Source organism: Salarchaeum japonicum, assembly GCF_049705945.1.
GTDB classification, from domain to species: Archaea; Halobacteriota; Halobacteria; order Halobacteriales; family Halobacteriaceae; genus Salarchaeum; species Salarchaeum japonicum_A.
The window spans coordinates 1-26,994 of the sequence record NZ_JBNAMV010000001.1; the positions used below are offsets into that span (position 1 = coordinate 1).

At 65.9% G+C, this 26,994-nt stretch carries 26 protein-coding genes; 10 read left to right on the forward strand and 16 right to left on the reverse strand.

Going from position 1 to position 26,994, the window contains the following annotated elements; translation table 11 throughout:
* A partial coding sequence (locus tag ACOZ4O_RS00005) for an acyclic terpene utilization AtuA family protein (protein ID WP_424523316.1) occupies positions 1-568 on the reverse strand: 568 nt, incomplete at its 3' end.
* A gap of 85 nt (positions 569-653) precedes the next feature.
* Here ACOZ4O_RS00005 and ACOZ4O_RS00010 point away from each other — a divergent pair.
* On the forward strand, positions 654-1,679 hold the full coding sequence (locus ACOZ4O_RS00010) for an NAD(P)-dependent oxidoreductase (protein WP_424523317.1): 1,026 nt from the start codon (positions 654-656) through the stop codon (positions 1,677-1,679).
* Here the strand turns inward: ACOZ4O_RS00010 and ACOZ4O_RS00015 are convergent.
* The 3 genes from ACOZ4O_RS00015 to ACOZ4O_RS00025 form a co-directional block, all read right to left on the reverse strand.
* Complete coding sequence (locus tag ACOZ4O_RS00015; RefSeq protein WP_424523318.1) at positions 1,676-2,473, reverse strand: SDR family oxidoreductase; 798 nt, start codon at positions 2,471-2,473, stop codon at positions 1,676-1,678. The genes ACOZ4O_RS00010 and ACOZ4O_RS00015 overlap by 4 nt on opposite strands.
* Positions 2,474-2,510: 37 nt before the next feature.
* On the reverse strand, positions 2,511-3,779 hold the full coding sequence (locus ACOZ4O_RS00020; protein WP_424523319.1) for an MFS transporter: 1,269 nt from the start codon (positions 3,777-3,779) through the stop codon (positions 2,511-2,513).
* A 65-nt stretch (positions 3,780-3,844) separates the two neighbouring features.
* The gene (locus tag ACOZ4O_RS00025) at positions 3,845-5,335 is read right to left on the reverse strand and encodes an aldehyde dehydrogenase (protein ID WP_424523320.1); all 1,491 of its coding nucleotides are present in this window, start codon (positions 5,333-5,335) and stop codon (positions 3,845-3,847) included.
* 174 nt (positions 5,336-5,509) lie between these two features.
* Between ACOZ4O_RS00025 and ACOZ4O_RS00030 the strand changes: the two genes are divergently transcribed.
* Positions 5,510-6,550, forward strand: a complete 1,041-nt coding sequence (locus tag ACOZ4O_RS00030; RefSeq protein WP_424523321.1) for a TAXI family TRAP transporter solute-binding subunit — start codon at positions 5,510-5,512, stop codon at positions 6,548-6,550.
* A 37-nt stretch (positions 6,551-6,587) separates the two neighbouring features.
* Here the strand turns inward: ACOZ4O_RS00030 and ACOZ4O_RS00035 are convergent, their stop codons facing one another.
* The 5 genes from ACOZ4O_RS00035 to ACOZ4O_RS00055 form a co-directional block, all read right to left on the reverse strand.
* Positions 6,588-7,361 (reverse strand): enoyl-CoA hydratase/isomerase family protein, encoded by a 774-nt coding sequence (locus ACOZ4O_RS00035; protein ID WP_424523322.1) that lies wholly within the window; start codon positions 7,359-7,361, stop codon positions 6,588-6,590.
* A gap of 42 nt (positions 7,362-7,403) precedes the next feature.
* Positions 7,404-7,937: a carboxymuconolactone decarboxylase family protein gene (locus ACOZ4O_RS00040; RefSeq protein WP_424523323.1), complete on the reverse strand. Its 534-nt coding sequence runs from the start codon at positions 7,935-7,937 to the stop codon at positions 7,404-7,406.
* Between the two features lie 43 nt (positions 7,938-7,980).
* A complete protein-coding gene (locus ACOZ4O_RS00045; RefSeq protein WP_424523324.1) occupies positions 7,981-9,252 on the reverse strand; it encodes an acyl-CoA dehydrogenase family protein in 1,272 nt (423 codons plus the stop codon).
* Positions 9,253-9,318: 66 nt separating this feature from the next.
* Positions 9,319-10,419, reverse strand: coding sequence for an Ldh family oxidoreductase (locus tag ACOZ4O_RS00050; RefSeq protein ID WP_424523325.1), 1,101 nt, complete (start codon positions 10,417-10,419; stop codon positions 9,319-9,321).
* Positions 10,420-10,461: 42 nt separating this feature from the next.
* Positions 10,462-12,078 carry a thiamine pyrophosphate-binding protein gene (locus ACOZ4O_RS00055; protein ID WP_424523326.1) on the reverse strand — a complete coding sequence of 539 codons (1,617 nt, stop codon included), beginning with the start codon at positions 12,076-12,078 and terminating at the stop codon, positions 10,462-10,464.
* Positions 12,079-12,160: 82 nt separating this feature from the next.
* Here ACOZ4O_RS00055 and ACOZ4O_RS00060 point away from each other — a divergent pair, with 82 nt between their 5' ends.
* Positions 12,161-12,784, forward strand: coding sequence for an RraA family protein (locus tag ACOZ4O_RS00060; RefSeq protein WP_424523327.1), 624 nt, complete (start codon positions 12,161-12,163; stop codon positions 12,782-12,784).
* 29 nt (positions 12,785-12,813) lie between these two features.
* Here ACOZ4O_RS00060 and ACOZ4O_RS00065 read toward each other — a convergent pair whose 3' ends face one another.
* From ACOZ4O_RS00065 to ACOZ4O_RS00080, 4 genes are read right to left on the reverse strand one after another with little or no spacing between them, the layout of a single operon-like run.
* The gene (locus ACOZ4O_RS00065) at positions 12,814-14,265 is read right to left on the reverse strand and encodes an acetyl-CoA hydrolase/transferase C-terminal domain-containing protein (protein WP_424523328.1); all 1,452 of its coding nucleotides are present in this window, start codon (positions 14,263-14,265) and stop codon (positions 12,814-12,816) included.
* Positions 14,258-14,806, reverse strand: coding sequence for a MaoC family dehydratase (locus tag ACOZ4O_RS00070; protein WP_424523329.1), 549 nt, complete (start codon positions 14,804-14,806; stop codon positions 14,258-14,260). The genes ACOZ4O_RS00065 and ACOZ4O_RS00070 overlap by 8 nt, the downstream gene beginning before the upstream one ends.
* Positions 14,806-16,005, reverse strand: coding sequence for an acyl-CoA dehydrogenase family protein (locus ACOZ4O_RS00075; RefSeq protein WP_424523330.1), 1,200 nt, complete (start codon positions 16,003-16,005; stop codon positions 14,806-14,808). The genes ACOZ4O_RS00070 and ACOZ4O_RS00075 overlap by 1 nt, the downstream gene beginning before the upstream one ends.
* A 36-nt stretch (positions 16,006-16,041) precedes the next feature.
* Positions 16,042-17,382 (reverse strand): MmgE/PrpD family protein, encoded by a 1,341-nt coding sequence (locus ACOZ4O_RS00080; protein ID WP_424523331.1) that lies wholly within the window; start codon positions 17,380-17,382, stop codon positions 16,042-16,044.
* A gap of 95 nt (positions 17,383-17,477) precedes the next feature.
* Between ACOZ4O_RS00080 and ACOZ4O_RS00085 the strand changes: the two genes are divergently transcribed.
* The 7 genes from ACOZ4O_RS00085 to ACOZ4O_RS00115 all read left to right on the forward strand — a co-directional run bounded on the left by ACOZ4O_RS00085 (position 17,478) and on the right by ACOZ4O_RS00115 (position 23,316).
* Positions 17,478-18,251, forward strand: a complete 774-nt coding sequence (locus ACOZ4O_RS00085) for an IclR family transcriptional regulator (RefSeq protein ID WP_424523332.1) — start codon at positions 17,478-17,480, stop codon at positions 18,249-18,251.
* 72 nt (positions 18,252-18,323) lie between these two features.
* A complete protein-coding gene (gene rdfA, locus ACOZ4O_RS00090) occupies positions 18,324-18,941 on the forward strand; it encodes a rod-determining factor RdfA (RefSeq protein WP_424523333.1) in 618 nt (205 codons plus the stop codon).
* Positions 18,942-19,017: 76 nt separating this feature from the next.
* Positions 19,018-20,949, forward strand: a complete 1,932-nt coding sequence (locus ACOZ4O_RS00095; RefSeq protein WP_424523334.1) for an archaea-specific SMC-related protein — start codon at positions 19,018-19,020, stop codon at positions 20,947-20,949.
* 299 nt (positions 20,950-21,248) lie between these two features.
* Positions 21,249-22,109 (forward strand): ParA family protein, encoded by an 861-nt coding sequence (locus tag ACOZ4O_RS00100; RefSeq protein WP_424523335.1) that lies wholly within the window; start codon positions 21,249-21,251, stop codon positions 22,107-22,109.
* Positions 22,109-22,555, forward strand: a complete 447-nt coding sequence (locus ACOZ4O_RS00105; RefSeq protein ID WP_424523336.1) for a hypothetical protein — start codon at positions 22,109-22,111, stop codon at positions 22,553-22,555. Before ACOZ4O_RS00100 ends, ACOZ4O_RS00105 begins: the two co-directional genes overlap by 1 nt.
* A 181-nt stretch (positions 22,556-22,736) precedes the next feature.
* The gene (locus ACOZ4O_RS00110) at positions 22,737-22,913 is read left to right on the forward strand and encodes a hypothetical protein (protein WP_424523337.1); all 177 of its coding nucleotides are present in this window, start codon (positions 22,737-22,739) and stop codon (positions 22,911-22,913) included.
* A 46-nt stretch (positions 22,914-22,959) separates the two neighbouring features.
* Positions 22,960-23,316, forward strand: coding sequence for a TRAM domain-containing protein (locus ACOZ4O_RS00115; protein WP_424523338.1), 357 nt, complete (start codon positions 22,960-22,962; stop codon positions 23,314-23,316).
* On the opposite strand, the gene ACOZ4O_RS00120 is transcribed toward ACOZ4O_RS00115, so the two are convergent.
* The 3 genes from ACOZ4O_RS00120 to ACOZ4O_RS00130 all read right to left on the reverse strand — a co-directional run bounded on the left by ACOZ4O_RS00120 (position 23,313) and on the right by ACOZ4O_RS00130 (position 26,946).
* Entirely contained in the window at positions 23,313-24,785 is a 1,473-nt protein-coding gene (locus ACOZ4O_RS00120) for an MATE family efflux transporter (protein WP_424523339.1), read from the reverse strand. The two genes, ACOZ4O_RS00115 and ACOZ4O_RS00120, sit on opposite strands and share 4 nt — an antisense overlap.
* Before the next feature lie 200 nt (positions 24,786-24,985).
* Positions 24,986-25,741 carry a hypothetical protein gene (locus ACOZ4O_RS00125; protein WP_424523340.1) on the reverse strand — a complete coding sequence of 252 codons (756 nt, stop codon included), beginning with the start codon at positions 25,739-25,741 and terminating at the stop codon, positions 24,986-24,988.
* 44 nt (positions 25,742-25,785) lie between these two features.
* Positions 25,786-26,946: a LolA family protein gene (locus ACOZ4O_RS00130; RefSeq protein ID WP_424523341.1), complete on the reverse strand. Its 1,161-nt coding sequence runs from the start codon at positions 26,944-26,946 to the stop codon at positions 25,786-25,788.
* Between the last annotated feature and the right edge of the window lie 48 nt (positions 26,947-26,994).

Genomic DNA, 26,994 nt, shown 5'->3' on the forward strand with positions numbered 1-26,994 from the left:
CGTGCGGGAACGACCAGTCGAACTCGTGGAGGAGCGGCGCGAGGAACAGCGAGGAGTCCGCGACACGGCCCGTGAGCACGACATCAGCGTCCGCGTCGAGCGCCTCACGAATTGGGTCGGCGCCGAGGTAGGCGTGGGCGGCGAGCGTCCGGTCGCGGTACGCCGCGGTCGGCTCGCCATCGAACGTCGTCGATTCGAGCGAATCGAAGCCGACCTTCGACCCGGTGACGCTGGCGACGCGGAGGCCGTCGAGGCCGGCGTCAGCGGCAAGCGAGGTCGTGCGCTCCGCGGCGGCGTCCGGGTCCGCGGCCCCCATGTTGGTGACGACGGTGATGTCGTTTCGCGCGCAGTTCTCGAGGACTGCGTCGAATCGGTCCACGAGAAGCGGATTGTAGCCGGGGTCATCGCGCTCGCGGCGTTCCTCGGCCAACGCGACGGTGCGCTCGCCGAGGCACTCGAACACGAGGTAGTCGAGGCTGGGGTCTTGGGAGAGTTCGACGGCGGGTTCGATGCGGTCGCCGGCGTATCCGGCGCCGCTGCCGAGACGAACGGCGTCGGCTGTTGACATGCCTCTGAAATCACGACTACACTACAAAAGTCCAGCGCCGCCAGCGAGCCAAATCTTCATACTGGTCCGGGAACGCTGAGGGAGCATGCAGTCGGTGTTAGTCACGACCAGCGAATCGCGTCCCGTCCGTGCAGACGTATTGACCGCGGCCCTTCCGGACGACTGGACCGTCGAGACGTACGAAATCGACGCCGACGGCCTGGAACGCGGGTCGGGTGCGGAACTTGCCGCGGCGGCGGACGGGCACGACGCGCTCGTGCTGCGGCCGGGGGTCGCCGACCGCGCGCTGTTCGCGGGCGCGTCGTCCCTGGAGGTGCTCGCCGTGTACGGGTCGGGGTACGGCCGCGTGGACCTGGACGCAGCGACGGAGCACGGCGTCGTCGTCACGCACTCGCCGGGTGCGCCGGGGCCGGCGGTCGTCGAGTACACGATGGCGTCGATGACGATGCTGCTGCGGAACATTCTCGGGATTCACCAACGCACGTTGAGCGGCGAGTGGCAGGCGGCGAAGAGCATGGGCCGAGAGCTCGGTCGAACGACGGTCGGCGTTGTCGGCCTCGGCACGATTGGGTTCGATGTGGCGCAGCGCGCGAGCGGGGAGGGCGCGACCGTACTGGGGTACGACCCGTACGTCGCGGGCGACCGAACCGACTCCCGCATCTACCCCCGGCACTCGCGCGAGGAGGTTGAGGCGGCGGGCGTCGAGCTCGTTGGTATCGAGGCGCTCGTGGAGCGCGCGGAGCTGGTGTCGCTGCACGCGCCGCTGACGGACGACACGCGGAACCTCATCGGCGCGGACGAACTCGCGGCGCTCGACGACGGCTACCTCATCAATGTCGCGCGTGGCGGCGTCGTGGACGAGGACGCGCTCGTCGACGCCGTGGAGAACGACCGGCTCGCGGGCGTGGTCGTGGACGTGCTGTCGGCGGAGCCGCCGGCCGCCGACCATCCGTTGCTCGCGAACCCGAACGTCATCGCGACGCCGCACGTCGCGGGTGTGACCGACGGCTATCTCGAACGTGGGGCGCGGCTCGCGGCGGAGAAAGTCGAAACCGTGCTCGGGGGTGGGCGGCCGGACACCGTCGTTAATCCCGGCGTGTACGACGGTTAGAGGTTGGCGTTCATCGATCCGCCGTCGATGGGGATGGCGGCGCCGTTGATGTAGCCCGAGCGGGGTGAGGAGAGGAAGGCGACGGCCGCGCCGAACTCGCTGGTGGTGCCGAGGCGGTTGAGTGGGACTTCGGTAACGCGGTCGTCGAGGCCGTCCTGGTAGTCGTCGTAGTCGCCGCGTTCGACACCCTGGTCGATGAGGTCGGTGATGCGGCTAGTCTCGTGCGACCCGGGGAGGACGGCGTTCGCACGCACGTCGGGCGCGAGTTCCGTCGACAGCGTCTTCTCCAGGCCGATGACGCCCATGCGGACGGCGTTCGAGAGCACCATCTGGTCGACTGCCTCCTTGACCGTGCGCGAGGTGATGTTGACGATGGTGCCGCCGGCACCCGCCCGAAGAGGGTCCGCAGCCTCGCGGACGGTGCGAACGACGCTCATGACGAGCAGGTCGTACGCGTCGTACCAATCCTCGTCCGTCGTCTCCACGAAGGGGCCGGAGGGCGGGCCGCCGGCGGACGTGACGAGGTGGTCGAGACCGCCGAACTCGTCCACCGTCGTTTGCACGAGGTTCTCGATATCCTCCGGCTCGGTGAGGTCGCCCGGGACGGGGAGAACGGTCGTCCCGGCCGGTGCGATGTCGCGGAGTTCGTCGGCGGTGGTTTCGAGAACGTCCGGGCGGCGGCCGTTGATGGCGACGCTCACGCCCTCCCGGACGAGCGCCTCCGCCGATGCCTTTCCGAGGCCGCTGCTGGATGCCGTTACGAGCGCTGCGTTCCCCTCGATATCGAGGTCCATACGCAGTCCAGTGGGCGGGCCGAGTTAATCGTTCGCGTTAGTCGGCCGAGTACGCGGTGGCGCCCTCGGGGGCGCTGGTGGCGTGAGCGAGGAGGACGCTCGCGACGCCGACGAACACGGCGACGACGCCCGCACCGACGAGAATCCAGCGGAGCGCATTCGCGCGTCCGAGCGACGGTTCGAGGACGGCGAGGAGGCCGCCGATGGTGACGGGCGTGAGGGTAGCGATGGCACGCGCGCCCGACTCGGAGAGGCTGACGAGGCCGCCACGGAACCTGGGTGGGGCGACACCAGTGATGATGCTGCGGTAGAGCGAGAACGTAATGCCGACGCCGACACCCATCGCGACGACCGAGGGGACGGCGAGCGGGACGGCGGACGTGAGCGCGAACGTCGCGAGGCCGCCGCCGAGCAGGACGTTCGCGCCGACCAGCGGGATGGCGTCGTGGTCGAACCACGCGGTGATGCGGCCGGCCTGCGTCGACGTGACCGCGTAGACGATGCTGAACGCGGCGACGAGCAGACCGGCCTGGCTCGCTGACCCGCCCTGGATGCGGCCGATGACGAGCGAGTTGTAGGTGAGGAAGGCGAAGAACGGCATCGCGACGATGGCGCGCGCGACCAGGTACGCGGCGGCGTGCGGGTGGGCGGCGAGCCGGGCGAGTCCGCGGCCGTATCCCGTCTCGGCGGCTGCTTCGTTGTCGGGATCGCGGCCGTCGTCGGCGGGTTCGTCGAAGAACAGCCAGACGAGGGCGGCGATGGGGAGGGCGAGTGCGTAGATGAAGAAGGGGTACTGCCAGGCGGCGACGACGACGATACCCGCGATAGCAGGGAAGACGGCCTGGGAGAGACCAGTGACGCCGAACCGGATGCCCTGCGCGGTGGCTTCGGTGTCGTCGGCGTAGAGGTCGCCGAAGGACGTGATGATGATGGGGGTGATGCCCGCGAACCCGACGCCCTGAAGCGCGCGGAGGGCGAGTACGACGGTGAAGTCGGTTGTGAGGGCGATGGCTGCGCCGGCGCTGCCGAACAGGATGAGACCGGTGATGAGGACGGGTTTCCGTCCGATGCGGTCGGCGATAACGCCCGAAATCGGGATGAGGAAGATGGAGGGCGCGCCGACGGCGGTGACGAGCAGGCCGATTTCGGCGCCGGACACGCCGAACGGTCCCGTGAGCGAGTTCAGGAGGGGAGAGACGAGTGCGGTGCCGAGCGCGCCGATGGCGTTCGCCGCGAGAAGGAGGCGGAACTCGTCGTCGTGGACCATGCTCGCGTTCCGCCCGAACAGCCTGCCGACCCATGTCATTGGGGCGACGTTCTCCGTACGGGGTGAAAGGCGTACGGGTATCGACAACGCCGGACGGGCGTGGGTTAGCCGAGCGTGAACGGGTCGTCGACCTCGCCGGCGAGGTCAACCCAGACGCTCTTCGTCTGCAGGTATTCTTCGAGGCCTTCGTGGCCGTTTTCGCGGCCGAGGCCGCTGTCCTTGTAGCCGCCGAAGGGCGAGTTGTAGGTGAGGGTGCGGTACTCGTTGATCCAGATGGTGCCGGCTTCGAGGGCGTCGGCGACCCGGTGGGCTTTCCGGAAGTCCTCGGTCCAGATACCCGCAGCGAGCCCGAAATCGGTGTCGTTCGCGCGTTCGATGAGGGTGTCCGTGTCGTCGAAGGTGAGGACGCTGGCAACGGGGCCGAAGATTTCCTCTTGGGCGACGGTCATGTCGTTTTCTACGTCGGTGAGGATGGTGGGTTCGAGGAAGCACTCTCCGGGGAGGTCGTCGGGCTGGTGGCCACCGAATCGGAGGGTTGCACCCTCTTTGAGCGCGGTCTGGATGTACTCGCGGTCAGTCTCCCATTGGTCGCGGAAGGCGACTGGTCCCATCTCGGTCTCGGGGTCGCGGGGGTCGCCGAGGTCGATGTCGCGGGCGCGTTCGGTGAGTCGTTCGACGAACTCGTCGGCGATATCCTCGTGGACGAACACGCGCGAGCCCGCGAGACAGGTCTGGCCGGTTGCAGCGAAGATGCCCTTGATGACGCCGTTGATGGCGTTGTCGAGGTTCGCGTCGTCGAAGACGATGTTCGGGCTCTTTCCGCCGAGTTCGAGGGAGGCGGGGATGAGGTTCTCACCCGCAGATTTCCCGATGTGCCGGCCGACGCCCGTGCTGCCGGTGAAGGAGGCTTTGTCGACGCCGTCGTGGTTGACGAGGGCGTCGCCGACGGTGCTGCCGCCGCCGGTGACGACGTTGTAGACGCCGGCGGGGAGGCCGGCTTCCTCGTGGAGGAGGTCGGCGAGGCGGAGCGCGCTCACGGGCGTCTGCGTGCTGGGTTTGTGGACGAACGTGCAGCCGGCGGCGAGCGCGGGCGCGAGTTTGAACGTCGTGAGGAGAAGCGGGGAGTTCCAGGGAGTGATGGCGCCGACGACGCCGTAGGGTTCCTCGACGACATAGTTGAACATCTCGCCGTCTTTGCTCTCGACGGGGATGGTGTCGCCTTCGCGGGTTTCGCACTGGCTGGCGTAGTATCGGAACCAGTCGCCGAGCGAGTTCATTTGGCCGTTCATCTCGCGGATGAGTTTGCCGTTCTGTCGGGTTTCGAGTTCCGCGAGTTCGTCTGCGTGGTCGTCGATGACGGTGGCGACATCGCGGAGGAGGCTGGCGCGTTCGCTCGGGTGGAGGCCGGCCCAATCGTCGCGTTCGAAGGCGTCGCGGGCAGCATCGACGGCACGGTCGACGTCGGTGGCGGTGCCGAGCGGGACGCTAGCCCAAGTTTCGCCGTTGTACGGGAACTCGACATCGGCGCGTTCGGCACCGTCAGATGGCACGAATTCGCCGTCGATGAACTGGTCGTAGCTCTCGATGTCGGCCATACTGGTATGGGAGAACACGCCACAATAACTCTTTCTGCGGTGAGCGGGCGCGTGGGCGGCGGACACGATTGGATATAAGGTGATATGTACAAAACCCATTCCTAAATTTCTATGAGTGGTAACAGTAACCAAGGGAAAGTTATTACCACACGCGGTGAACGCTGATGAACGTCTATGGCAGAGCAATCCATCGACCGACGGGAATTCTTGTATGGAACAGCCGCTGTTGGCGCGCTCGGACTGGCCGGATGTGCGAGTGGCGGCGGCGACAGCGACATGTCGCTTCGCGTCGGCACGTCCGCCGGCGGAACGAAAGAAATCGGTCTCGCAGTCGAACAAGTCGCGACGAACAACAGCGACAGCCTGGAGTACGCGACAGTCGAGAGTCCCGGATTCATCGGCACCATCCGCCGGATGGCCCAGGGCCAGTTCAACTCCGGTATCACGGACAACAACTCGCTCGTCAAAGCAGCCAACGACCGCGGGTCGTTCTCCGAGCAGGGCGTCGACAGCATCCCGTGGTACGGCTTCTACGGGTTCCCCTACAACATCTACATCGTCGCGCGTGACGGCACGGATATTGAGACGTTCGACGACCTCGCCGGCAAGAACGTCTACCCCGCAGAACCCGGCTACTCCACGCGCGCGACATCCATCGACGTCTGGTCGCAGGAACCCACGGCGGACGTCTACGACCAGATGAACATCGTCGACCTCAGCGTCGAGGACGCCCCCGGCGCGATGGAAGAAGGCGAAATCGACGCCTGTATCGCGTACGGTGCACCGGGCGCGGGCTACACCGGTTGGGTTACCCAGATCGCGTCCCGCATCGACGTCCACTACGTCGAACCGACGGACGCACTCAAAGAATCCGCGGCCGCGTACGACGGTGCCGGCACGTCCACCATCGAGTACGGCAACATGCCGCTCGCGGACCAGGACATCGGCACGAACAGTCTGTTCACCTGGGACATCCAGTGTAACTTCATGTTCAATCCGACCGCGAGCGACGACGCTGTCTACGAACTCTGTCGAATCGTGGACGAGCACAACAGCGCGGTGAAGGACACCGCACCCCAGTTCGTCGGCTTCGAATCCACGAGCGACATGCACGCGTCCGCGGTCGGCGCGTTCGACATCCATCCAGGCGCGGCCCAGTACTACAAGGACAACGACGCGTGGGACGACAGCCTCACCGAGGCCTCCCGCGACTAATTCACGACGTACTTTTTGCCGAGCCAAGACAGGCCAGTCAGCGGCCCGTAAACTCCGCGTCCCGGTTTTCGAGGAACGCGTCAATCCCTTCCGCGGCGTCGTCCGTCTCGAACACGAACGCGCCCGCGAGCCGTTCGAGGTCGAGGCCTGCCTCTTGGTCGAGGCCGCGGTTCATCGCCTCCTTTGCGAGGCGCTGTGCGACCGGCGCCTGACTCGTGAGACGGTCGGCCATCGTGTCGACCGCGTCCTCGAACGCATTGCGCTCGTAGACGTGGTTCACGAGTCCGATGTCGTCCGCCTCCCCGGGTTTGACGGTGCGGCCGGTGAGGACGAGTTCTTTCGCCATCCCGACGCCGACGGCCTGCACGAGGCGTTGCGTGCCGCCGCCGGCGGGAATGACGCCGAGCGTGACCTCGGGAAGCCCGAACAGCGCGTCCTCGGACGCGAGGCGGATGTCACAGGCGAGCGCGAGTTCGGTGCCGCCACCGAGCGCAGGTCCGTCGACCGCCGCGACCGTGGGTTTCGGGAGGTCGGCGACGTAGTTGTAGAGTCCCTGCGCGTACTCGGTGACGTACTCCAGAGCGTCCATGTGGTCGAACTCCGCGAACGAGTCGATGTCGCCGCCCGCGATGAACGCGCCGTCCCCGGCGCCGCGGAGCACGACGGCACGCGAGTCGTCGTGCGCGACCTCCTCGAACGCGTCCCGGAGCGCCTTTCGCGTCGGAACGTCCATCGCGTTGTTCTTCTCCGGTCGGTTGACGGTGATGGTGGCGACACGGTCCGTTCGGTCGACGAGTACGCGGTCTGCCATACCAGACGGGTTCGCCCAGGGGGCCTATAGTCCTTCTCAGGTCTAGGGCGTCCAACCGATGAACGACTCGTCCTCAATCGGAACGCTGAGTGCACTGAGGAAGCGCTGGGTGGCGAGGTAGTGGGTTGCGAGCAGTGTCACGCCGACGACGGTGGCGTCGTCGAGGAACTCCCGTGCGGCCGCGAACACGGCGTCGTCCACGTCGTCCGTAGCGACAGCACGGGCGTACGTCGTGAGCGCGACGACGCGTTCTGAGAGTGCGTCCGTGGTTCCGTCCGCCAGCGCGCGTATCTCTCCGGGTGGCACGCCCTCGCTGCGCGCGATTGGGTAGTGCTGGTGCCACTCGTACTCGGCGTCGAGTTCGCGTGCGACGGCGAGAATGACGCGTTCCACGTCGGCGCCGTTCAGGCCAGCGTCGCTCCAGAGCGCGGAGCCGTACCGCATGTACGCTTGGAGAACGTCCGGGTTGTTCGCCATCACGCAGAGGAGGTTGAGTTCGCCCATCGCGTCCTCGGAGAGCAAGTACTGGTAGTCGTCCGGCAGGTCCGCCTGCTCGCGCATCGGAAGTCGCGACATACGAAACACCGACGGAAACGTGGCGTATGAATCCCCCGATGCCCTATTCGATTGGGAGCGGGTCGACGTCCTCGTATCCCCGGAGGAGGTTGCGGGCGATGGTTTTGAGGTGGATTTCAGTCGGGCCCTCGCCAATGCGGCGGACGCGTGCCTCGCGGAGCCAGCGTTCGAGGGGGAGGTCTGCGTCGACACCCATTCCGCCGTGTATCTGTACCATGCGGTCGAGGACTTCCCAGAGCGTCTCGGTGGCGCGGTACTTCGCCATCGAGGACTCGTGACGGATGTCGTCGCCGTCGTCGTACGCGTCGGCGGCATGGTAGACGGCGTACTTCGCGGACTGATAGTCGACCGCGGACTTCGCTAGCTTCCACTGGACGGCCTGCTTGCTGGCGAGCGGATCACCGCCAACGACGCGGTCGTTCGCCCAGTCGATCCCCATCTCGATCGACTCCTGGATGGGGCCGAGGCAGTTCGCGGCGTACAGGACGCGGGATTCGCCGAGGCACTCCTTGGCGATTCCGAGGCCCTCGCCGACCTCGCCGAGCACGTTCTCCGCGGGAACGTGAACGTCCGAAATCGTGACTTCAAATGGGTACTCGGGGCGGATGACGGGAATCGACCGCATCGAGATTCCGGGGTCGTCCGCGGGGACGAGGAAGGTCGTGATGCCGTGGTCGTTGATGTCGTCGGTTTTCGGTTTCGTGCGGGCGAACAGGATGAGGAAGTCCGCGTCGCCCGCCCACGAAATGTAGTGTTTCGTGCCGTTAATCACCCACTCGTCGCCGTCCCGTTCCGCCCGCGTCTCCATTCCACGGGGGTCGGAGCCGGCGGCGGGTTCGGTGAGCGCGAAACAGCTCTGTGCGTCGCCGTCGATGCACGGCTGGAAGAACCGGTCGATCTGGTCTTCGTTCGCGCTGTCGAGGTAGGCGGTCGGTTCGCCGACGGTGAGACCGGGGCCGAGTTCGATGACGCCGAGTCCGGGCTGGTAGAGCCCCATCTTGTGTTTCGAGAGTTCTTCGAGGACGACGCAGCGTTCGACGAGGCTCAGTCCACCGCCGCCGTACTCCTCGGGGACGCCCATCGCCCAGAACCCGGCGTCCTTCGCGCGTTCACGGAGTCGTTCGCGGTCCTCGCTCGGTATCTTGATAGGATGCGGACGGACGTTGTCCGTGAGTTCGGGATTCTCAGGGTCGAGGTCGTGGTAGCGCTCGATTTTCTCGTCCACGCTGTTGAGTATCGGTCGGAACTCGTCGTCGACGAACCGCCGTATCTCGCGGCGAAGCATCTGGGTTTGTTCGGAGAAGGCTAGCTCCATTGTGGTAGCCGGTTCGGAAACCCGCGGCGTAAGTGTTGGGGTGAAACGGATGTCGTCGGGGAGTCTTCAGGCGTCGAGCGCGGCCGGAACGGCGTCCGAGAGGTCGAGTTCGGCGGCGAGTTCGCGGAGCAATGCGGCGTCCACGTCGACGATATCGACCCCGTGTTCGCGGGTGTCGCGGAGCGCGCGGTGTTCGGCTTCCCCGGGGAGAAGCCCACGGTCGCCGCTGGCGGCGTCGCCGGGGCTGACGGGCGCGGAGTAGTCGGTGTCGCGCAGATAGGTGGTGAAGGTCTCGACGCGTTCCTCGACGCCATCCTGGGTCGTGTGAAGGGTTGGGTCGATGACGACGAAAACGGCCGTGTTCCCCCACGTGTCACCGTCCGCACCTGATATCGCGCCGTCGCTGAGGATGGACGCGAACAGTTCCATCATCACGGACAGCCCGAACCCCTTGTGGCCGGTGGTGAACCCGCCGAGCGGGAGGATTGCGCCATCGTCGCCGTCGATGAACGCGCCGGCGTCGCGGAGCGACGTGCCGTCATCAGTGACGAGCCAGTTCGAGGGGACGGTGTCGTCGCTCGCGGCGTACTCGCGGACCTTCCCGTGGGCGACTTGGCTGGTGGCGATGTCGAGCACGAGCGGGAACGGCAGAGCGTCGTAGGTCGGGACGCCGAACGCGATCGGGTTGGTGGAGAGCCGGGGCTGAGCGCTCCCCGCGGGCGCGACGTACTGACTGCCGGGGTTGCAGACGAACGCCGCGAACAGCATGTCGTGGGCGACGGCGCGTTCAACCCACTCACCGATGCGGCCGATGTGGGAGACGCCGTCGACGCCCACAACGCCGATGCCGTGTTCGGCGGCCGTCTCGACGGCGAGGTCGGTGGCGTGCCGGCCGGCGAGCTGGCCGAACCCCTGGTTGCCCTCGACGCGCCCGGAGAACGCGCCCGTATCCAGACGAGTAGGTGTCGCTGCCGGCCGTATCTTGTCGTCCTGAATCTCGGGATAGTACTTCGCGGGGAGCGCGCGGACGCCGTGTGAGTGGTGGCCGCGGGCGTCCGCCGCGACGAGCGAGGACGCAACCTTGGTCGCTTCGTCGGAGTCAGCACCGAGTTCGTCGACCAAGGTGGCGACGAAGTCGACGAGTGCGTCCTGTTCGATTCGTGGCATGCCGTACCCTGTCGCGGTCGCGTAGTTAAATCCGTCGAGTACTCAGTACGGCGGGAACCCGGGCCGGGAGACGGCGGGGTTCGTGCGCGCGTCCACGACCATCGGGCCGTTCGGGTCCTCGAGGTAGTCCGCGACCGCGTCGAGGTCGTCGATGTCGCGGACGGTGACGCCCTTCGCGCCGAACCCGCGAGCGATGGCAGCGAAGTCCGCGCTCTCGTACTCCGCGGCGGTCGCGCGGTCGAAGTCGAGTTGCTGGCGGTGGCGGATGATGCCGTAGCTCTCGTCGTTGTAGACGACGACGAGCACCGGGAGGTCGAACCGGACTGCGGTCTCGATGTCCTGAATCACCTGCAGGAACGCGCCATCGCCGATGTAGCAGACGGACGGCGTGCTGTCGTCGGCGACGCTCGCGCCGAGCGCGGCGGGGAGCGCGTACCCCATCGTGCCGAAGTTCCCGTTCGCGAGCATGCGGCCGCCGCGGTCGAGGTCGTGGTAGACCGGCGGGAACCCCGTGTTGTTCCCGGAGTCGACGGTGACGACCTCGTCCCCGGGAAGCATGTTGGCGAGTTCGACGGTGAGTTCGGCCGGATCGACCGTCTCGTCCGTCGCGTGGAACGGCCCCGTCTGCGGGTCGTCCGCGGTCGCGATAGCGTCCCGAACGTCGGCGGCGCGCTCGGGGTTCGCGGGGAGACACTCGCTGAGTTCGAGTGCGGTGGATTCGGCGTCCCCGACGACCTTCACGGCGGGGTCGGTGTGCGTGGCGATGGCGCCGTGGTCGATGTCCACCTGGATGACGTCGGCGTCGTCGTAGAGCGCGCCGTACCGCGTCGTCTTCCCCGAGAGCTGTGCGCCGAGCGCGAGCACCACGTCCGCGGCGTCGGCGGCTTCGCCGGCGGCGGGCGTCATGAACGTCCCGCCGATACCCGCGAGATACGGGTGGTCGTCGTCGAGCATGCCCTTCGCGTAGAACGTCGTGACGATGGGTGCGCCGACGTGCTCGGCGAGGTCGGCGACGGCGTCCCCGTACGGACCGGCACCACCGCCGGCGAGGACGAGCGGCGCGTCAGCGTCCGCGAGCAGGTCGACAGCGTCCGCGAGGCGGTCGGCGTCGGGGCGGACCTGCTGGGACGGTCGGTCGATGGGGTGGTAGTCCTCGGCGGGCGCGTCTGCCTCCTGCACGCTCCCGGGGAGTTCGACGACGACGGGGCCGCGCTCGGTGCGCGCGGTGTCGAACGCCGTTGCGAGCGTGCCGGGGAGTTCAGCGGGTGACGCGGCGCGAGTGCCGTAGACCGTGATCTTGTCCGTGAACGCGAGGTGGTCGAGGTATTGGAGCGAGTTCTCGTGGCCGGGGCCGTCTACGTCGCCGACGAGCACGACGAGCGGGATGTTGTCGCTTTCGGCGATGGCGAGGCCGGTCGCGCCGTTCGTGACGCCGGGGCCGTGTGTGAGCGTGCAGACGCCGACGTTGCCGGTGGTGCGGGCGTAGCCGTCCGCCATCGAGACGGCGACCTGTTCGTGGCGGGCGTATCGGAAGGGGATGTCGTGGTCGCTGGTTCGGTCGAGGAAGTGCGCGTTTCCTTCGCCGATGAGGCCGAACAGCTCCGTGACGCCTTCACTCGCGAGTGCGTCGAGAACGTAGTCGCTTCCCGTGCGGTCCATACACAAGCCCCAGGCCGGGCACGCTTAGTCCTTTCTCTACCCCGCGCACTAGATTGAAGGGACCGTGTCGTGAGGAGGGCGTATGGACGATATCACGTCCCGCTACCGGAAGTTCGATACGAGTCTCGTGTCCGACGCGCTCGACCAGCACGGCGTCACGGGTGTCATCACCGACATCACGCCGGTTTCACCCACACACGCGGCCGTCGGGCGGGCGACGACGGTTCGGTTCGAGCGCGTCGAGACCGACGATACGACGAACTTCCCGAACGCGATGTTCGACGCGATGGAACCCGACCGCATGCTCGTGATGGACAGCCCCAGCGACCTCTCCTGCTGGGGCGGGATGGCGTCCCGTCTCGGGGCTGGCGCGGGTGTCGCGGGCGTCGTAACGAACGGTCGCGTCCGGGACGCGGACGAAATCCGTGCGGGCGAGTTCCCCGTGTTCAGTTCGGGAACAACGCCGCTGACGGGCCAGCGCCGGATGCGGGTCGCGGCGACGAACGACCCGCTCACGCTCGACGGACAGACAGTGGAGCGCGACGACATCGTGGTGGCGGACGCGACCGGTGTCGTCGTCGTGCCGAGCGAGCACGCCGAAGCGGTGGCGGAGACGGCGGAGTCGCTGCTCTCGGAGGAACTGCTCATCGGGGAGAAAATTTCGAACGGCGCGACGCACGACGACCTCCGCGACCACGAGTTCTAAGGCGGGAGAAACGGTCCGCGAACGGTTTTTCAGCGGTCGGTGTGCCAGTCGAGTGACGTTTCGAGGTCGTGGGGGATGTGGCCGCCGTGGTCGAGGCCGCGGTCGAAGTACTCGCGGAGGGCGTCGCGGAAGTCGGGGTGTGCGCAGTTCTCGATGAGCGCGGCGGCGGTCTCGCGGGGGGAGTTCCCGCGGAGGTCGGTGACGCCCTGTTCGGTGACAATCACGTCGAGGTCGTGTTCGGTGTGGTCCGTGTGGGGGACCATCGGGACGAGGCGGGAGATGTCGCCGCCAGCGGCCGTGGAGGGGAGTGCGAGCACCGCGATGGCGGCGTTCCGGTTGAAGTCCGCGCTCCCGCCGACGCCGTTCATCGCGTACGTGCCGTTGACGTGCGTGGAGTTCACGTGCCCGAAGAGGTCGACTTCGAGCGCGCTGTTCACGCCGACGACGCCGAATCGGTCGATGAGCGCGGGGTTGTTCGACACGTCCGCGGGCCGGAGCACGATGTCCTCGGCGTACCGGTCGGCGTGCTCGTAGAGACGGTCTTGGCCCTCTCGGGAGAGCGCGAGGGAGGTGGCGCTCGCGGCTTCGAGGTCGCCGTCGTCGAGCAGGTCGAGCAGGCCGTCCTGGATGACTTCGCCGAAGTAGACGAGGTCGCGGTCGCCGAAGTCCGCGTCACCGAGCGCGCCCATCAGGGCGTTTCCGAGGCTGCCGACGCCGAACTGGATGCGAAGCGAGTCCTCGAACAGCGGTGAGTCTTCGACTTCGGTTTCGAGGAAGGCGCCGAGGTTCGCGGCGATTGCCTGGTCGTCGTCGGTGGGGTCGCGGAACTCGTAGGGCTGGTCGCGGCGGTCGGATTCCACGACCGCGGTGAGTTTCTCGGGGTCGAACGTGATGCGGTCGTCGGCGATTCGCTCGCCGGGGTCGGTGAGCGGAATCGGCTCCCGATTCGGTGGCAGTTCAGTTCGGTAGATGTCGTGGAACTGTCGCACCGACTCGGGGACGGAGCGGTTGAGTTCGACGACGAGTTCGTCCGCGGCCTCGACGAACGCGGGCGTCTGGCCGATGCTCGACGTGGGAATCAGCCAGTCCGGGCCGACGGCGAGCGCTTCGACGACGGCGACGTCCGCGTCGACGAGGTGGCCGAACCGGACGTCGTCGCCGAGCGTGCTGATGTTACGGTCGTGGAACTCGATGCGGCCGTCGTTCACGGCCTCCCGGGCGGGCGGACGGGCCTGGTAGGGATACCGGCGGGCGATGGCGTCCGCTTCGACGAGCGCCACGTCGATCTCCTCGCCGACGCTCCCGCCGCTCACGACCGTGAGTTCGAGGTCGCGCTCGTCGTCGGCCAACGCGAGCGGCACCAGTTTGGGGTAGCCGACGCTCCCGAACCCGCTCACGACGAGGGCGGCGTCCGCCGGGATATCGGCAGCGACTGAGGCGGCGTCGCGCACGGGGAGGTCGCCGACGAGTCGGTCACTCATCCGCGTCACCCGGCTGCGTGCCGACGCCCGCCGGCCACCCCGGCGGCTGTTCGGGTGACGGATTCGTGTGTTCGCGTTTGAGCACCATCGGCGTCCGCTCCAGCGACAGCACTTTCGTTCCGTCCTGGTTGTACGCACGGAGTTCCGTGGTGACCATGCCGACGTGCTCCCGGCTCTCGGACTCGCGTTTCGAGATGACTTCGGACTCGGCGAAGATGGTGTCGCCGTGGAAGACCGGCGCGTGGTGGCGGATGTCGTCGTAGCCGAGGTTGGCGGTGGCGTTCATCGACACGTCCACCACGCTCATCCCTACCGCCAGCGCGATGACGAACGTGCCGTTGACGAGGCGTTCGCCGAACTCGGTCTCCGACGCGTAGGCCTCGTTGAAGTGCATCGGGTTCACGTTCATCGTCAGGTTCGTGAACCACACGTCGTCAGTCTCGGTGACGGTCCGGCCGTACGGATGCTTGTACACGTCGCCTACGTCGAAGTCCTCGTAGAACCGTCCCTGCCAGCCGGCCTGAATGCGTGTTTCCGTCATCAGTATGAGCGGGGGAGGCCGAGGACGTTCTCGCCGATGTAGTTCAACGCGAGCTGCTGTGTGATGGGGACGAGGCGGGTGAGCCGGGCTTCGCGGAAGAACCGTTCGACATCGTACTCGCGGGCGATGCCGAACCCGCCGTGGGTCTGCACGGCGGCGTCCGCGGCGTCGAACGCGGCGTCCGCGGCGAGGAACTTCGACATGTTCGCGCGCGCTCCGACATCCTTCTGAGTACCGTTCTCGACCTCGCTGGCGGCACGATACACCATGCCCTTCGCGGCCTGGACGCGCGAGTGCGCCTCCGCGAGCGGGTGCTGAATCGCCTGGTTCGACCCGATGGGCGCGCCGAACACCTCGCGTTCGGTCGCGTACGAGACGCCCGCCTCGATGGCGGCTTCTCCGAGGCCGATGCACTCGGCGGCGATGGCGAGGCGTTCCTCGTTCAGGCCGTCGAGCATCTGGTAGAAGCCGTTTCCTTCCTCGCCGATGACGTTCTCGGCGGGGAGGCGGAGGTCCTCGAAGAACAGTTCGTAGGAGTGCACGAAGTTGCTCGCGGTCTTGTCTATCTGTTCGATTTCGAGACCGCCCTGGTCGTACGCTTCTTCGAGATTGACGAGGAACATCGTCAATCCACGCGTCCGTTTCTGCACCTCGGATTTCGGCGTGGTTCGGGCCATGAGAACGAGGTAGTCGCTCGCGTCGACGCGCGAAATCCAGATCTTCTGGCCGTTCACGACGTACTCGTCGCCTTCACGGACGGCACGGGTTTCGATGGACGTAGAATCGGACCCCGCGTTCGGTTCCGTGAGCCCGAACGCCTGAATCGACGTGTCCCCGTCGGCGACCCGGGGCAGAAGGTCTTCTTTCATCTCCTCGCTCCCGTACTTCACGAGCGGGACGGAGTTGTAAATCGCGCCGTGAACTGCCTGTGCGGCGCTGAACCCGCCGCCGGACGCCGCGATTTCCTCCATCATCACGACGACTTCCTCGGTCCCCATGCCCGCGCCACCGTACGCTTCCGGGAGGAGCGCGCCGAACCACCCGCCGTCCGCGAGTTCGTCCGCGAACTCGTGGGGGTATTCGCCCTGTTTGTCCTGCTGGCGCCAGTAGGACTGGTCGAAGTCTCCACAGATGTCGCGGATAGAGTCGCGGACCAGTCGTTGTTGGTCGGTCAGCTGGACGGTGTCTCGGTCTACCATTGAACGTTCGCTGATGCCTGTGGGACTGGCTTAAAACTATGGTTGGGCTGCGTCCCGTACCACCGCCGCGATGTCGTCACAGGCCGCGAGGTCAGTGAAGAGGGCGGCGAGCGCGTCCGCGGTTTCGGCGGAGACGGCGCGGCGTGCGCACTCGTCGAACTTCGCGCGAAGCTCGGCGTCCGTGAGCGGGTTCTCGTGGGTTCCGGGCGGGTTCTCTTGGTGGCGTTCGTAGGTGTCCGCGGCGGTGTCGATGCGGACGTAGGCTTCGTGGGAGTCGTAGTGGAGGTCGTCGTCCACTTCGAAATCGACGCGCTCGCGGACGCGTTGGACGGCGGGGTCGTCGATGGCGTTGTCGTCGAACGCGCTGAGGCCGACGCGGTCGCGGACGGCGGCGCTTGCGACCGTGTACTCCATCGAGAACTTCGCTTCGAGGCCGGTGTCGGGGTCGGCGTGGTGGAGCGCGTCGGCCGCGCCCTGCGCGACGCGGACGTGAATCCGTTCGATGTCTTCGGGGTCGATGTCGTGGTCGTCGACGAGCGCGGCGGTGCCGGCGATGCTGGTGTGGGTGAAGTAACAGCAAGGGTAGTATTTGACGTGGATGCCGGGCTCTTCGAGCGTCCACACGTCCGGTTCGAACGTGAATTCGTCGCGCACGGTGGGGCCGTAGAGGTCCCAGAAGCCGCGGTCGCCGCTGATGGCGGTCGGGTCGGCGGTGAACCCTTCGCGGGCGAGGCGGGCGGCGGTGACGCCGGAGCGCGCGCAGAGGCCGGCGTGGAGTGGTTTAGTCATCGACCCGAAGTTGCGTTTGAGGCCGGCAGGCGTGGATGCGGCGGTGTTGAGCGCGTGTTCGGTCTGGTCAGCGGTGAGGTCGAGCAGGGACGCTGCGGCAGCGGTCGCCCCGAGCGCCCCGAAGGTGGCGGTTGCGTGCCAGCCGTCCTCGTAGTGGTCGGGGCTGATGGGGGCGGCGAGCGCGCATTCGAGTTCGAACCCTGCGGCGAACGCGGTGATGAGGTCGCGGCCGGTCGCGTCGGTCTCGGTGGCGAGCGCGAGAATCGGGGGGACGAGGGTGACGCTGGGGTGGCCGTCCATCGCCCACGCGAGGTCGTCGTAGTCGAGGGCGTGGCTGGCGGTGCCGGTGTGGAGTGCGCGCTGGGTGGGCGGGCGGTCGTCGGTGAGGCCGAGGATGGTCGGGGCGTCGTCGGGGGTGACGCCATCGGTGTTGAAGGCGGTGTCGCCGGCGGCGTCGTGGGCGCCGGCGAGGGTGACGCCGACGGTGTCGAGGAACGCCCGTTGGACGGTTTCGCGGGCGTCAGCGGGGATGTCGTCGTAGGCCAGGGTGGTGACGAATTCGCTGAGTGTGGTTTCGGGCGATGGCATGGCTGGGTGTCGCGCGGGGACCGTGATAAACGTTCACCACCCGGTTCTGTTCGACCATACGGAACACTAAGTATCTGGACGGGGAAGGGGTGTACATGACCGAAAACGGCGCGGCAGGGGGCATGGACTCGGTCGGGTCCGTCGAGACGCTGTTCGACATCATCGAACACGTCCATCAGGCCGGCGGGGTCACCGTCTCCGAGGCGGCAGCGGAACTCGACTACGCGAAGAGCACGGTACACAGACACCTCGCGACGCTCGAACAGCGGGGGTACGTCGTGAACGACGACGGCTACTACGTCGGACTGCGGTTCCTCGAACTCGGCGAGGACGCCAGAAATCGACGCCGGGGCTACCAGCTTGCGAAGGAAAAAGTCGAGGAGTTGGCGTCGGAGACCGAGGAGCGCGCGCAGTTTCTGGTGGAGGAGCACGGCGAGGCGGTGTACATCCACCGTGCGCTGGGGAGTCGGGCGGTGCGGACAGATCCGGGTATCGGGAAGCGGATTCCGCTGCACGCGACGGCATCGGGGAAGGCGATGCTGGCGGCGATGCCGTCCGAAAAGGTGTCCCGTATTATCGAACAGACAGAGTTCGCGGAGGTGACCGCTGAGACCGTGACCGACGCGGAGGAACTGCGCAACGAGCTCGACGAGATTCGGGAGCGTGGGTACGCGTTCAACCGGGAGGAGAACCTTGATGGCCTGCATGCGGTTGGTGTTCCTGTGAAAAACCCCGACGGAGGGGTTATCGGTGGCCTGAGTGTTTCCGGTCCGAGTCACCGGTTTACGGGTGAGCGCTTCGAGGACGAGCTTCCGACGCTGCTGTTGGGGACGGCGAACGAGCTCGAACTCAACATCGCCCACTCGTAGCTGTTCCGCATCGCGGAACACTAGATGCTGGTGGGAGGAAGAGTAATACGGCCGGCCCGGCGACATGCGTGTATGACTGACGCGGACGACAGTGCGGACGCCGAGAGCAGACCATCGGGGAAGGTCGCGCGCCTCATCGACGAACACGACCTCGTCGGACTGGGTGACGACCTCGAAGACCGGTGGACCGCCGAGGGAGACCGCCGGATGAGTCTCCGGGACCTCGCGGACTACGTCAACCGCGAGCTGTTGGCGGCGGTGCTCGCGGACGCGGACGCCCAGCCACTCGACGGTGAGGTGGAGAACACGTACCGCGTGCTGACGGACGACGACGTGCGCGGCGCGACACGAACCCGGGCACGGCGGCAACTCGAACGCGAGGGCGTAGACGTCGACGAGGTGGAATCGTCGTTTGTCACGTATCAAGCCGTGCGCTCGTACCTGAAAGACGAACGGGGCGCGGAGTACTCGTCGACGGGACCGTCGGCCGCGAACCACCGCCAGACGATTCAACAGCTTCAGGGACGGCTGCGGTCGGTGACGGAGAGCAAGCTCAACGCGCTGGCAGGCGACGATGTGACGCTCGGGGAGTTCCGCACGCTGGTGAGCGTGCGGGTCGTGTGCGAGGACTGCGGCGGGCAGTACGAGGTCGGCGAGCTTCTCGACCGCGGCGGCTGCAACTGCGAATAACAATAGTACCGTTGTTATTCTATCGGGGCGTGGAGGACGTAGTTTATGTTCGTTCGGGCGAAGAACGGCACAACGGATGACTGTACAGCAGGAATCAGAGCGAACCACCGTGGCGGTCACGAACGTCGGGGGGATCGACGAAACGAGCGTCGCGCTCCCGCCGGGTGTCACCGTGCTCGCGGGCCGGAACGCGACGAACCGCACGTCGTTCCTCCACGCGATTATGGCCGCGCTCGGTAGTGACGACGCCTCGCTCAAAGGCGACGCGGACGAGGGACGAGTCGAACTCACAATCGACGGCGAGACGTACACGCGACAGTTCACCCGTCAGGGCGGCCGCGTCACCACGAGCGGCGACCCCTACCTCGACGACCCGACAGTCGCCGACCTCTTCGCGTTCCTCCTCGAATCGAACGATGCACGGCAGGCGGTCGCGCGACGCGACGACCTCCGCGAGCTCATCATGCGCCCCGTCGACACCGACGAAATCGAACGCGAAATCGAACGCCTCACCGACGAACGCGAGGACCTACAGGACGAACTCGACGAACTCGACTCGCTGAAGGCCGACCTCCCGGACCTCGAGAAAGAACGAACCCGCCTCACCGACGAGATCCAAGAGAAGCGCGCGGAACTCGAACGCGTCGAGGACGAACTGGAGGACGCGGACGCGGACGTGGAGGCCCAGCGCGCGGAGAAACAAGAACTCGAGGAGCGACTCGCCGACCTCCAAGAGAAGCGGAACACGCTCGAAGACATTCGGTACGACATCGAGACGGAGAAGGAGAGCCGGGAGGAGTTGCGCGCTGAAAAACGCGACCTCGAATCGGAACTCGCCGACCTCCCGGACTCGGCGGCGGACCTGGACGACATCGAGGAGACCATCGAGCGCCTTCGCACGCGTAAGCAGTCGCTCGAATCCGACGTGGACGAACTCCAGCGCATCGTCTCGTTCAACGAGGACCAACTGGACGCCGCGACCGACGGCAGTATCGCCGCGCTGGACGACCAAGAGTCGGTGACGGATCGACTCGTCGCCGACCGCGAGGTCGAGTGCTGGACGTGCGGGAGCACGGTCGAAACCGACCAGATCGAGGCGACGGTCGAGCGCCTCCGGGAGACGACACAGGAAAAGCTCGCGGACGTTCGGGAAATCGAAAGCGACCTTGAGGACGCGAAGGCGGAGAAGCGCGAGGTGGAACGAGAGCGCCAGCGGCGTGAGTCGCTGGAACGAGAGCTCGAGGAGACGACGACGGCACTCGAAGAAACGACGGATACCATCGCGGAGTTGACCGACCGGCGGGAGGCTGTGACGGCGGATATCGAGGGGTTGGAGGAGGAGGTGGCGGCGCGTGACGACGAGACGTACAGCGAGGTGCTCGACCTGCACAAGGAGGCGAACGAGCTCGAATACGACATCGGGCGGCTGGAGAGCGAGCGCGACCGCGTCGAAGACGACATCGAGAGCATCGAAGACCGTCTCACCAGTGAAGACGAGATTGAGGAGCGGCTCGAAGCGGTGCGAGACGAGTTGGAGCACGAGCGCACGAAAATCGAGCGGCTGGAGCGAGATGCGGTAGAGGCGTTCAACGGACACATGGACGACGTGCTGGAGCGGTTGGCGTACGAGAACCTCGATCGGATCTGGCTTGAACGCACCGAGCAACGTGTTCGAGAGGGGCGGCGGAAGACGACGAAGTCGGTTTTCGACTTGCACGTGATTCGGTCCACGAGTTCCGGGGCGACCTACGAGGACACGATCGACCACCTGAGCGAGAGTGAGCGAAACGTGACCGGGTTGGTGTTCGCGCTCGCCGGCTATCTCGTGCACGACGTTCACGAGACGGTGCCGTTCATGCTCCTGGATTCGCTGGAAGCGATCGATTCAGCCCGTATCGCGGCGCTAGTCAAGTACTTCGGGGAGTTCGTGCCACACCTAGTTGTCGCCCTGCTGCCGGAGGACGCGCAGGCGCTTGACGACGACCATCGACGCGTCACCGACCTGTAGCGCGCTGTCGTTCCTTCGTAGGGCCGTTCCGGCCGACACCCAGAAGAACCGAGCACATGAGGTATAGTCATAAGATATAGTTAGATGCTATAGTTGTACTGTTTACCCAAAATCTATAGCGAGATCGTGTATCGATGGGTGCCGATGGACGAGGGGCTAACAGGCAGAATAGCGACAGTAGAGCGGTATACTATCCAGCCCCAAATTATAGTTATACAGTATAGGTATAGAGTGTAGTTGTGAGTTGTCGCTGTTAGTTGTGGCTCACATTTATGCATGATGCGTGTATCTACCATTGTATGCTGACGTACACCCCGGTGTCGGAGGCGGGCGGCGTGGGGAAGACCACGACCGCCGCGACGCTCGCGGTCAGTCACGCGCGGAACGGCCGAGACGTCCTCGCAATCGACATGGACACCCAGAATGGGAGCCTGTCGTACTTCTTCGGTCCGGACTACGACCGGGGCGATCCGGAGGCGGACAACCTCGTCCGGCACCTAGTCGGTCGACCGAAAGGCGACTTCGCGGATCTCACGCACGAGGTCGAGGCAGGCGTAGATCTCGTTCCATCCCACAATATGCTCGAAGACGTTCACGAGTTCCTGCTGAACGAGAAACAGCAGGCCGAACGCCTCGGCGAGTCCTTCAGTATGTACCACCAGCTCCACCGAGTGCTCACGGACGCGAACGTGCGCGACGAGTACGACGTGATCATCGTCGATACTGCGGGAAAGGCGGGGCCGATTCTCTACAACGCGCTGGTTGCGGTGCGAAATGTCGTCATCCCGTTCGAAGCGACCGCGAAGGGCCAAGAGTCCATCGAGGGCCTGGACGACTTGGTGGACGGCCTGGAAGAGAACATCGGCGTCGACGTTGGCGTGCTCGCCGTGCTTCCGCTGGGGTTCAAGAACACACGCGACCAGCGAGAAATTCTGGAGGGCCTCCGAGCACAGGGATTCCCGGTACCAGTGGTTATCGGGGAGCGGAGTTCGCTGATGGAAGGCTGCTGGAAACAGCAATGTAGTCCATTTCGCTATATCGAAGAGCACCGGGACCGGGAGCGCGAGTACGAGCTTGAAACCCTCGAACAGTTCGAGGAGCTTGCGCGCCACCTCGAGCAGGAGGCTGGCCTCGACACGCCCGAGGAGGTGACTGCGTAATGGGACTCAAGTCTGGGTCACGTGACGCCGGCCTCGACGACGAAGAGGGCGAAGAGAGCGCAGAGACCGAGGAGAGCACGGAGACCACGGAAGCCGCGTCTCCGGCGGTCGAGCAACCGGAGTCGGCTACCGAGTCCGACGCGTCGAGAACAGCGGACACGGTGGGGTCCGAAAGCGAGGATGACGACGGTGACGACCGGCCGTCGATGAGTTCGATTCCCTACAAGCTCCGCCGGGACAAGGTGAACGAGGGCCGCGAGCAGGTCCCGTATTTCCTCCGAGAGGACGTCGTTGCGGGCGAGGACGAGCTCCAGGCGGAACTGGAGGACGTGCTCGGGGAGAAGGTGTACAAGTCGGACTACCGAGAAGCGGCGATGGTGGTCGCACAACGCCACCCGGACCTCGTCGCGAACGTGCTCCGCGAGTGGGGTTACGACCTGGAATAGTCGCGTCCATTCGCCGACGCCACACCACTGTGTCCGCTGTTCTCCACATCGCAGGCCACACTACTAGATGGTAGTTATACTGAATAGCTATACTGTATAACTATACCTTCGGTGTGTGGCGATTGTGGATGGAGAGCCGTGTATCGGAACGTTCTTTTTCGAGTGTGCGAGTGAGTGGCGTATGGCGTCTGCCCTCCAGAGTCCGCTCGTTCGGTACGGCATGGGTGCGAGTTCCGCGATCATCATCTTCATCGTCGCGTTCACGTTCGCGGAGGGCCTCATGCAGACGATACTGTTCGTCATCGCGGTGACGGAACTCCTCATCGTCCCGCAGTTCCTGAAGGCGGCGGCCGAGTAGCGACGGAGGCCGCCGGAGTTATCCTGACGGGTGTCGTTGCGGCGGTATGGATACGACGACGCTCATCACACTCGGTGCTGTCGGCGTGGTGGTGGTCGGGGGCGTAGCGGTGTTCCTGTGGCGGCGGTCGTCCGCGGACGAACGCGCCTCAGAGCGCGCCCACGAGGCCGCACAGGAACGCGAACCGCCCGTCGAGCTCGGAGAGTCGTACGAGTTCGGCATCACGGAGTTCACCGACCACCATTCGGGCGAGCGCGTGGCCGTCGGGAAGGTTGAGGGATTCGTAGTGTTCACCGAGGACGTGCCGGACTTCGTCGAAGAGGGTGACGTGATTCGCGCGAAAATACTCTCGTTCAATCAGGGGAAAACGTCGGCGGACGCGACGTTCGTCGAGACGGGTTAGTCGTCGGTCGCGACGACGTCTTCGGCGTCGACGCGGTCCTCGGTGAGGTCGGCGTCACGCCACGTCCCACGCTGGTACCATAGGTAGGCGAGAACGCCGCCGAGGACGTTCGATACGGCGAACGCGACCCAGATACCGGTCTCGCCGAGCGGGCCGGACGCGATCCACGCGATGGGGAAGCGAACGAACCCGAGAACCACGACGGAGATGACGGCGGCAGTGAGGGTTTTGCCCGCGCCGCGGAAACTCCCGACGTAGGCCTGCGTCACGCCGATGAAGCCGAACGTGAGCGCGACGTATCGGAGGAACTCCGCGCCGACGGAGACGACTTGGTCGGCGTTCGCTTGGTCCGCGCCGACGAACGCGGAGATGATGGGTTCGGGGAACGCGAACACGACAAGGCCGGCAAGCGCGAGCACGACGAACAACACTTTGCTCGCGAGGTTCGCGGCGGCGGCGGCGCGGTCTGGCTGGCCCGCGCCGATGTTTTGGCCGGTCATGGTTTCGACGCCGCGCGAGATGGCGATAGCTGGGAGGAAGATGACGGAGAAGACGCGGGTGCCGACGCCGTACGCGGCGACGACGGCGTCCGGGAAGAACGCGACGATGAACAGGAGGAGGTTCATCGAGATGGCGCGTCCGCTGCCTTCGATGGATGCGGGGCCGCCGATGCGAACGAGGCGGCGGAGGTAGTCGAAGTCGGGCGCCATGTCGCGGATGTTGATCTGGACGCCGCGGTGGCCGCGGAACATGATGGCGAGGCCGACGACGAGCGCGAGCGCGCGGGAGAAGACGGTGGCGATGGCGGCGCCTTGGATGCCGAGTTCGGGGAACGCGAGCGTGCCGACGAGCGGTGCGTTCTCGACGACCGTCCAGCCGAAGATGAGGAAGGGGTCGAGGACGATGTTGAGGACGACGCTGCCGAACATGACGAGCATCGGCGTGATAGTGTCGCCGTACCCGCGCATGAGCGCGATGAAGACGGCGAATCCGAACATGAAGAGGAGGCCGAGTGAGATGACTTCCATGTAGCTGGTGGCGAGCGGGAGGACGTCTGCGGACGCACCCATTACGGAGAGGAAGTCACTGACGAAGACGTAGCCGATGGCGCCGAGCAGGATGGAGATGATGACGGCGAAGGTGATGGTTTGGGAGGCGGCGTACTCGGCTTCCCGCTCCTCGCCCGCGCCCGTGAACTGGGCGACGAGAACACTTCCGGCGACGGAGACACCCATCCCGACGGAGATGAGGAGGAAGACCATCGGGAACGCGAAGCTGATGGCGGCCAAGGCGTCGGTGTTGTACTGGCCGAGCCAGAAGGTGTCGGCGAGGTTGTACGCGGTCTGAAAGAGGTTGGTGATGACGATGGGGAGCGAGAGGTAGAAGAGGGGTTTACCGATGCTGCCGGACGTGAGGTCGAACTCTTCCGGCCCCTTGAAGAAGCGCTCGATTTGCTGGCGGACGCCCATCAGGCGGTCACCTCGGCGGTTGTCGTGGGCGGTTCATCGTGTGAGGAAGGCCTCAGGAGAGAAGTGAGCGTCATTCGTTACACGTGCTTACTGACTGGTCAGTCAAAAGCGTTCTGCGTTACGCGTTCACAGCCCCCCGAACCACAAACCGACCGCGCGCGCTGTCTTCAGGAACGCAACCACGCTCGTCGTACCTCGCATCAGACGAGGAGAAGGAACGCGCTGAGGGTGAAGCCAACGAGGGCGATGACGAGGCCGCCGAGGGAAGTGCGCGCCATTCGGAAGACCGTCGCGCGTGGCGAGCGGTCCGAGACGACGAGCGGGGAGAGCGCGGTGCCGTCGTCCGTGGTGCGGCCGACGACGGTGACCGTGTCGCCGGGCTCGATGCGCTGTTCGGTGTAGCGCCGCGTACCGATGGAGAGCGCGCGGAAGAGTGGCCGAATGAAGCGGGGCGGCGTCTGCCACCACGACGAACTCGATAGCGTGTCGTGGTCGCGTTCGAACGACCGGATGGAGTCGGGCGGTGTGTCGTTCGGGCCGACGGTCGCGACGGTCGTCGTGGCCGCGGTAACAGTTCGGGTGGCTTCGTCGATGGAGACGGTCGCGATGGATGTCGTGAGGTCGAACGGAACGGCCGCGGTGGCCTCGTGAACGGTGACAGACCAGGGGAGGACGTAGAGAAAGCTGAGGCGTCGTTCCTCGACCTGGTAGCGAAGGGCGACGCAGTCAGTAGCGCTGAACGGCGCGACGAGCGGGTCGTCGGGCGGTTCGACGGTGCCGGTGAGGCGGACGAGCGCGTTCGAGTCCACGTCGGCGAGCGACTCGGTCGTGGGGGTGCGAACGACCGCCGACGCGCGCCAGACGTACCGGGCGCTGGCCGCGAGAACAATCGTGGAGACGAGAAGGAGAAACGCGCCGAACAGTGTCGACACGGAGATATCCAGAGAGAACGGCATAGTCGAGAGCACGTGGACTAGTAGTATGTGGCTGTCGGGGAGTTTCAGACCGAGAAACTCTGCGGAACCATGAGGGGCGTGGTCTGTGTAGGAGTCGGTGGCGCTGCGTCCGCCGGCGCCCCCGCTGACGTTTCTTCTCCATCGATGAGGGAAGCGGCGACTGAGAGGAGGAAGTCGCGGCCCTCGCCTGTGAGCGTGTACGTCGCTGACTCGGTCTGCCACCGCACCAGCTGGCGGTCATCGGTCTCGGTGTACCGAACGGTCGTGCCGTTCACCGTCACCGCCTCGCCGTCAAGCTGATGGTCGGCGGCGGGAACGCGTTTCGTGACGAGGAGGCTGGTGTTGTTCGGTTTGGCGTACGTGAGCGTGATGGTCGTCTGATTGTCGTACCCGATGAGCATGCCGTCTTCGAACCGATAGGGCGCGGGAACGTCCGGTTCGGGGAGCGAGACGGTCGTGTTCGTTCGGAGTTCGGTGATGTTGTCGGTGGTGACGATGCGGTTCGTGGTGACCGTGGCGGAGTCGGGGATGTTCGGGTCGAACCGGTCGGCCGCGAACTCGGGGTCGAGCGTGACGTCCGTCACCTCGATAGTGACGCGTGACGTGGTGTTGTTGGTCGCGTACGTCATTCGGGCTTTCACCGGAATCTGTCGGTCTCGGTCCACCCAGACGCGCGTCGTCCGGTTCGCCGTCTCGGCCTGTGTGACGAACTGGTAGGGGCCGCCGCCAGCGCCGATCCGGACCGACGCGTTCTCGCCTTCGACCGCGTACTCGACCGCGAACCCGTCGTTGGCGTCGGTTTCGCCCTCGTAGGTCGTGTTCCCGTCGAGCAGGTTGCCCATCCACTCGAAGAGGTCTGCCGGCGTCGTGCCGTACGTCACGGTCGCGCGATTCGTGCGCGGAACGTACTGGACCGTCGCGGACTCGTTCGTGACGATGCGCATCCCGGCGATGTCGGCTGGCTGGCGGTACGTCGCGTTCGTCCGGCCGCCGCTGTGCGCGACTCGGTACGTGACGTTTCGGTCGAACGTGCCGTTCAGCGTGACGTGGACGGTCGCCGCGTACGCGTCCAAGGCGTCGGCCTTGGCTATCGCGGCCTCCTTCACCTCGGCGGCACTCGGCTGTCCGTCGTCCGGCAGCGCGGCACACCCCGCGCTCACGGAGAGGACGGCGAGACACAGGAGGACCAACAAGCGGGAACGCATGACGACCGGTACGTCCGACGGCGTCGCCGTAAACCCCTCGGTGTCGTC

Bases quoted from the DNA above. Each gene is read 5' to 3' on its own strand.
- ACOZ4O_RS00010 (WP_424523317.1), top strand. From the start codon at position 654: ATGCAGTCGGTGTTAGTCACGACCAGCGAATCGCGTCCCGTCCGTGCA.
- ACOZ4O_RS00015 (WP_424523318.1), bottom strand. From the start codon at position 2,473: ATGGACCTCGATATCGAGGGGAACGCAGCGCTCGTAACGGCATCCAGC.
- ACOZ4O_RS00020 (WP_424523319.1), bottom strand. From the start codon at position 3,779: ATGACATGGGTCGGCAGGCTGTTCGGGCGGAACGCGAGCATGGTCCAC.
- ACOZ4O_RS00025 (WP_424523320.1), bottom strand. From the start codon at position 5,335: ATGGCCGACATCGAGAGCTACGACCAGTTCATCGACGGCGAATTCGTG.
- ACOZ4O_RS00030 (WP_424523321.1), top strand. From the start codon at position 5,510: ATGGCAGAGCAATCCATCGACCGACGGGAATTCTTGTATGGAACAGCC.
- ACOZ4O_RS00035 (WP_424523322.1), bottom strand. From the start codon at position 7,361: ATGGCAGACCGCGTACTCGTCGACCGAACGGACCGTGTCGCCACCATC.
- ACOZ4O_RS00040 (WP_424523323.1), bottom strand. From the start codon at position 7,937: ATGTCGCGACTTCCGATGCGCGAGCAGGCGGACCTGCCGGACGACTAC.
- ACOZ4O_RS00045 (WP_424523324.1), bottom strand. From the start codon at position 9,252: ATGGAGCTAGCCTTCTCCGAACAAACCCAGATGCTTCGCCGCGAGATA.
- ACOZ4O_RS00050 (WP_424523325.1), bottom strand. From the start codon at position 10,419: ATGCCACGAATCGAACAGGACGCACTCGTCGACTTCGTCGCCACCTTG.
- ACOZ4O_RS00055 (WP_424523326.1), bottom strand. From the start codon at position 12,078: ATGGACCGCACGGGAAGCGACTACGTTCTCGACGCACTCGCGAGTGAA.
- ACOZ4O_RS00060 (WP_424523327.1), top strand. From the start codon at position 12,161: ATGGACGATATCACGTCCCGCTACCGGAAGTTCGATACGAGTCTCGTG.
- ACOZ4O_RS00065 (WP_424523328.1), bottom strand. From the start codon at position 14,265: ATGAGTGACCGACTCGTCGGCGACCTCCCCGTGCGCGACGCCGCCTCA.
- ACOZ4O_RS00070 (WP_424523329.1), bottom strand. From the start codon at position 14,806: ATGACGGAAACACGCATTCAGGCCGGCTGGCAGGGACGGTTCTACGAG.
- ACOZ4O_RS00075 (WP_424523330.1), bottom strand. From the start codon at position 16,005: ATGGTAGACCGAGACACCGTCCAGCTGACCGACCAACAACGACTGGTC.
- ACOZ4O_RS00080 (WP_424523331.1), bottom strand. From the start codon at position 17,382: ATGCCATCGCCCGAAACCACACTCAGCGAATTCGTCACCACCCTGGCC.
- ACOZ4O_RS00085 (WP_424523332.1), top strand. From the start codon at position 17,478: ATGACCGAAAACGGCGCGGCAGGGGGCATGGACTCGGTCGGGTCCGTC.
- rdfA (WP_424523333.1), top strand. From the start codon at position 18,324: ATGACTGACGCGGACGACAGTGCGGACGCCGAGAGCAGACCATCGGGG.
- ACOZ4O_RS00095 (WP_424523334.1), top strand. From the start codon at position 19,018: ATGACTGTACAGCAGGAATCAGAGCGAACCACCGTGGCGGTCACGAAC.
- ACOZ4O_RS00100 (WP_424523335.1), top strand. From the start codon at position 21,249: ATGCTGACGTACACCCCGGTGTCGGAGGCGGGCGGCGTGGGGAAGACC.
- ACOZ4O_RS00105 (WP_424523336.1), top strand. From the start codon at position 22,109: ATGGGACTCAAGTCTGGGTCACGTGACGCCGGCCTCGACGACGAAGAG.
- ACOZ4O_RS00110 (WP_424523337.1), top strand. From the start codon at position 22,737: ATGGCGTCTGCCCTCCAGAGTCCGCTCGTTCGGTACGGCATGGGTGCG.
- ACOZ4O_RS00115 (WP_424523338.1), top strand. From the start codon at position 22,960: ATGGATACGACGACGCTCATCACACTCGGTGCTGTCGGCGTGGTGGTG.
- ACOZ4O_RS00120 (WP_424523339.1), bottom strand. From the start codon at position 24,785: ATGGGCGTCCGCCAGCAAATCGAGCGCTTCTTCAAGGGGCCGGAAGAG.
- ACOZ4O_RS00125 (WP_424523340.1), bottom strand. From the start codon at position 25,741: ATGCCGTTCTCTCTGGATATCTCCGTGTCGACACTGTTCGGCGCGTTT.
- ACOZ4O_RS00130 (WP_424523341.1), bottom strand. From the start codon at position 26,946: ATGCGTTCCCGCTTGTTGGTCCTCCTGTGTCTCGCCGTCCTCTCCGTG.